Raw genomic sequence first — 5,644 nt, forward strand, 5'->3', positions numbered from 1 at the left:
AACAAGATCACTTTAAACGCTGTCTGTCAGGTGCAAGTCCGACAGGCTGCTAGGTTCAATAAAGGATGGTTGGCCTCAGATACGAGGGCACCTTGGTCGGCAAGTGTAGTGCCTAGGGCGCGGTAGCCATCGGTAAGTTCCTTCTCAACCGGGCACAAAGGATCCTCCAGCCATAACCCGACCCGTGTTTGCTTTAGCGTATTCAGCCGCGAGGGAGCCATCTCCAGTTGCCAGCACCGGCCATCAACCGGCTTTGGCCCGGCAATAACCTTCAAGAGCAGTTCCAGATCCTTGGCGTTTCGGGCCAGGGCGCCACCTTCAGCCAGGTCCGGCTGTGATTGGGTGCCCGGGGGGCCAGGAATGTGCCCACGAAAAGAGACCAGCGAGCGCGAAGGTTTGTGCCCGAAAACGCCACAAAAATGGGCGGGAATGCGAATTGAGCCGGCTAAGTCGCTGCCGACTTCCAACGGGGTCATTCCGGCCGCCAAGGCTGCGGCCGCACCGCCGGATGAACCACCCGGAGTGTGATTGGCGTTATACGGGTTATTGGTTACGCCAAAGAGCTTGTTGTAGCTTTGCAGGTCGGTGGCATAAACCGGGACGTTGGTTTTGCCCAGAATAATGGCACCGGCGTCTTCCAAGCGCTGCACCACATCAGCATGGCGTTCGGGACTGTAGTTGCGCAATGCGGTAGCGCCGGCTGTGCAGGCCATGCCGGACACCTCCCAAGTGTCTTTTAGGGTGAGAGGTAGGCCATGTAGGGCGCCTGTGGCCGCGCCGGTAGTGCGCTTCTGATCTGCTTCACGTGCTTGCTCAAGCGCGAGAGCTTCGTCTAGCGTAACAATGGCGTTTACCGCCGGGTTATGTTCGTGGATTCTTGCAAGCAGGGCGGTTACCAGCGTTTCGCTGCTCAGGGTGCCGGCTTCAAGTTGTGTCAGCAGCGCATGGGCTGGCTGGTAGTGCAATTCATCCATGGTACGTCTCGTTGGTGTTGTTCTTGTTTTACGGTCTTGGGTGTACTCAGATCGGGCGTTTAGGGAAGCTGTTCCCGCCAGCGCTTGACCCGAACCTGAACCTTAATAGCGTCAATAATTTCGATGATCAGTGCGATCAATGCCTCGTTTCTTTCTTCTTTGTTTTGTGATGCGCCCGGCCCGCGTATAAAGGCATTTACAATGTCTTCAATAAATCCGTGGTTTGAGGAAGAGGCTAGGTCTTCTAAAATCTGTTGAATAACATTGGCAACAATATCGCCCACGGCATCTTCCAGGGTGTCCTTGATAGTTGACCCAACCACCGGCAGGTATTTTAGCCGCGACAGTTCCATATTCTGCTCAAGCGCATGATCGACCCTGGCTTCAAGGTAGCTTCTCAACGCACCACGGTTGGGGATGTAACCTTCCTGTGCCGCCTCTGCAACGCGAGTTGAAATCCACTCGGAAAGCATCTCGCGTCGTGGGTACAGGATGTCATTCTGGATTTTCTCGAACAACGAAGATCCGAGCGTTAGCTCGTGCTGAACACCGCTCAATACCTTGGCTACGATACGATCAGAAAGTTCTTCCATGAACGCTTCGTAGTAGAAGTTTACGAAGCGGTAAAGGCCGGTACCGGTCACATCGATAATCTTGTACTGGTGCAGGCGGTAAACAATCGAAATAACCCGCAGAACCCGCAGGAACCGTAAACTACCCACCGGAATACAGCCGATCAGATCATACCAATGAATAAAGGGGTAAAAATACCAGCGGTCGTACACCTTGGCCTTTAATGCATAGCCCCAGCGCACGAAGAACTCGGTAAGAAAAACCGCAACAAACATCGAGTCGTATAAGATAAAGTTTTCATGTATTGGATGGTAGGCAGCCTGAAGTGCCGGCAGGTGTTCTGCCAGCGCGTTCTGAATAGCGATGAAATTGTAGACGGAATCCCAGATGATGAATGCGAGGTTGATAATGATCAGACCCAGCATCAGGAAGTCGATAATAAACCAGGTAAGCTGGTGACTGGACTTCAGGTTCTCGCGGTTAATCTTCAGCATTCGCGGGTATCCATCGTCTGTGGTGTAATTGAAATCATTGGTTTTTGACAGGTTAGCGTAATTAAACCAGGCAGACGACTTATCGCGGTGCAGATTAACTTGACCGTCTGCTATTAAAGCCACACGATTTAACAGGTAATCTGTTCGCCATGTCCAACACTGAAACCGCGTGATGCTATCACTTGATCATATTATGAAACCGGGCCGGTTCCGGCTTTTAGGGCTGCTGCTGGTCTTGTGCTCGTCATCGGGCCTGGCCGAGCAGGTTGAGGTTCGTGTAAAGGGAGATTTTCCGGGGCTTCAGGAGAATGCGGAAGCATTCATTGGCGAGGTAGAGGGTCGCAGTGCCGCGAACCTTCGCCGTTATGCTTCAACCGCGGTCGATCAGGCAAGTAAAGCGTTGCGCGCATTAGGCTATTACAACCCGGTGGTCGAGTGGCAAGTCGAAGAAGGCGAGGGAGATAAACCGGCGCTGCTGAGCCTTGAAATTACGCCTGGTGACCCGGTCCGAATCAAGTCACGAACCGTCGAGATTCGCGGTCCGGCAGCCTCTGATCCAGGATTTTCTGATGATTTTCCGGTGCACCCCGCGGAAGGCGATATTCTGAATCATGGCGATTACACCAGCCTGAGAAACACTTTCCAGACCCGCGCGCGTGCGCGGGGCTACTTTGATGGGCAATACGTTACTCATACTCTTGAGGTTGATCCCGAAGCCCTGACCGCCGCTATTGTTCTGGTGTTTGAAAGCGGCGAACGCTATCAACTCGGCGATGTTACCTTTGAAGAAGGCCATTGGTTTGAGAGCGACCTGCTGCGGCGGTATGTCACGTTTGAACCAGGCATCCCCTATCACGCCGACGAAATTGCAAAACTCAACAGCGACCTCCTTGGCAGCGGCTACTTTTCAGGAGTGGATATAGATGCATCCCCGAGGAGTGCGGACGATGGGGTGATTCCGGTGGGCGTAGGTCTGACCCGCCGTGATCGCCGCTCGATTGCCACCGGACTCGGCTTTTCCACCGACGTAGGGCCGCGTTTTCGAGGTACTTGGCGCGAACACTGGATAAACCCTATGGGGCATTCCCGTGGTGCAGAGACAGAGCTTTCTGCGCCCAGGCAGAATGTGAGTGGTTGGTATGAGTTACCGCTGGACCCGCCCATGACCGATTCGATCCGCCTGACCGCAGGGTATCAGCACGAAGATATTGAAAACGTTGAATCCGAGCTGCTTACCTTTGGGCAGCAGTGGCAGCACCAATTTGATAATGGCTGGCTGCAAGTATTGTCCATGCGCTGGGAAGGTGAACAGTTCAATATCGGCGACGATGAGAAGGGCACAAGTAGGCTGCTGTTGCCAGGCATCGGCTACTCAAAACTGCACGCGGATTCGCCGCTGGACCCCTCGCGTGGTTACCGGTTGCAGTTTGATCTGAGCGGTGCACACCGTGCTGCGCTGTCTAGCGTGGACGTACTGCACGTGAACGCCATAGCAAAAGGCTTGATTACTCTTGCGGGAAATCATCGGTTTCTGACGCGCTTTCAGTTCGGCGGTATCGCAACGAACCGGTTTGAGGATGTACCGCCTTCGCTGCGTTTCTTTGCCGGCGGTGACCAGAGCGTGCGCGGTTACGGTTACCAGACGCTCTCGCCGGAGAATGATAATGGCGTGCCAGTGGGTGGCCGATTTATGATGGCGGGAAGCGCAGAGTACCAGTATCAGTTCGCCGATAATTGGCGTGCCGCGATGTTTGTTGACCACGGTAACGCCATTAATGATTTGCTTGATCCTCTGGCGACCGGTGCTGGTGTGGGTATTCGCTGGATCAGTCCGTTGGGACCATTGCGCCTGGATATCGCCAAGGGGCTTAACCCGGAGTTTGGCGGTGAGTGGCGGATTCACTTCTCGATGGGGCCTGAGTTGTGACGCAAGCGCGTAAAGAAAACGAAAACGTTGATAACACTGAGCAACCAAAGCGAAAGCGAAGAAGTCGTCTCCGCTTCTGGTTGTTGGTGCTTCTCGGCCTGTTCGTGCTTCTGCCGGTTATACTGGTGGTGGCTGTTCTGCTGGTCCTACGCTCTGAAACGGGCACCGCTTGGGTAATCGACCAGGTCCCCGGGCTTGAGGCTGTTAATGATCAAGGCTCCTTGTTTGGAAATTGGCAGGCGGATCGTCTGCGGTGGCAGGGCTATGGTGTGGATGTGTTGGCGGAGTCTCCGCGTGTGGACTGGTCGCCCTCTTGTTTGTTTGATTTGCAGCTGTGCCTGGATACGCTCCACGTAAAACAGCTGGACGTTAACGTGCAGCCTTCCGAGGAAGATCCGGAGTCAGGCCCAGCTGAGGATATCAGCCTGCCGGGGTTTGAATTACCGCTGGCATTGCGGGTAGATGATGTACGGCTGGGCAGGTTCACTTTCAATGGCAGCAAGGTGTGGGACAGGTTTGAGCTGGATGCTGGCGGGTCGGGTGCAGATTGGCAGCTTGAGCGGGTCTCCTACCATCTCGACGATATCACCGTGCTGGCCTCTGGCCGTGTGGAAACCCGGCGAGACTGGCCGGTCAATCTTGAGGTCAACGCGAACCTGCCGCCGCCCTATGGTGATACTTGGGACATTGATTTGGCGCTCTCGGGCAGCGTTCGGGATCTCGCGATAGCAGGGCGCAGTCGCGGCTACCTGGATGCACAGCTGAAAGGCAAGGTCGAGCCGCTGGCCTCAGACCTGCCCGCAAACATACGGGTATCCTCAGCGCGGTTCCAAGCAGCCGAAGCGCTGCCGGAAACCCTGGTATTGCAAGACTGGTTTGTTGAAGCCGTGGGTAGCTTGCAAAACGGCTTTAAAACTCGGGCAGAGGCGACCTTGCCGGGCACCGAGGGGCCGGTAGGCCTGGCACTTGATGGGCAGGTCACAACCGCAGGTGCCGAGAATGTCCGGCTGGAACTTGCGACGCAAAATAGTTCAGGCAAATCGACTGAAACCGAACCTGAAACCCTGGTGGTTACCGGCAACGCGCAATGGCAAGATGGCATCAGCGCAGAGGCGAAGCTACAGTTACGGCAGTTTCCCTGGTATTCGCTACTGCCCGATATAGACGAGCCACCCGTTGTGCTGCGCACGCTGGATGCCGATGCGTCATGGCGTGATGGGCGTTATCAGGCCAGCTTGACGGCCGACGTGGATGGCCCCCAGGGCCGTGCTGAGTTAGCCACGGTTGTGGATGGCGATACCAGCCAGGTTCGCATAACGGAGCTTTCAGCGGTAACCGGTGCAGGTTCCCTGTCTGGTGACGGAGCCGTTGATTTTTCTGGGCCCTTATCCTGGCAGGCGGCTCTTGAGCTTGAGGATTTCAATCCGGGCTATTGGTTACCGTTGCTGGAGGCGAACCTCAGCGGCGATGTAACCACACAAGGAAAAATGACCGATGGCCCGGTGCCGGCAATGCAGGCAAGTTGGGACCTGGAGGGCCAATGGCGCGCAAGCTCTACGGTCGCTGCGGGCCGGCTAGATACCTCAAGCGGAGACTGGGATGTGCCCGAGCTGAAGCTGGTTATTGGCGATAACCGTCTTGAAGGCAGCGGATCCTGGGGCGACGAGTTACAGGCC

3 protein-coding genes and 1 pseudogene are annotated in these 5,644 nt (G+C 55.5%); 2 read left to right on the top strand and 2 right to left on the bottom strand.

Annotated features, from left to right (window positions below; translation table 11 throughout):
* Positions 1–26 precede the first annotated feature (26 nt).
* Both ACTH3S_RS13030 and ACTH3S_RS13035 read right to left on the bottom strand, forming a co-directional pair.
* On the bottom strand, positions 27–974 hold the full coding sequence (locus tag ACTH3S_RS13030; RefSeq protein WP_441809442.1) for an amidase family protein: 948 nt from the start codon (positions 972–974) through the stop codon (positions 27–29).
* Positions 975–1,033: 59 nt separating this feature from the next.
* Complete coding sequence (locus ACTH3S_RS13035; RefSeq protein WP_441809443.1) at positions 1,034–2,041, bottom strand: hypothetical protein; 1,008 nt, start codon at positions 2,039–2,041, stop codon at positions 1,034–1,036.
* A gap of 193 nt (positions 2,042–2,234) precedes the next feature.
* Between ACTH3S_RS13035 and ACTH3S_RS13040 the strand changes: the two genes are divergently transcribed.
* Positions 2,235–3,968: an autotransporter assembly complex protein TamA gene (locus ACTH3S_RS13040; protein ID WP_441809444.1), complete on the top strand. Its 1,734-nt coding sequence runs from the start codon at positions 2,235–2,237 to the stop codon at positions 3,966–3,968.
* Positions 3,965–5,644: pseudogene (locus ACTH3S_RS13045) on the top strand (translocation/assembly module TamB domain-containing protein); the annotation flags it as partial. The gene ACTH3S_RS13040 and the pseudogene ACTH3S_RS13045, both read left to right, overlap by 4 nt.

The sequence above is a fragment of the Marinobacter sp. genome, assembly GCF_052094685.1.
Lineage (GTDB): Bacteria > Pseudomonadota > Gammaproteobacteria > Pseudomonadales > Oleiphilaceae > Marinobacter.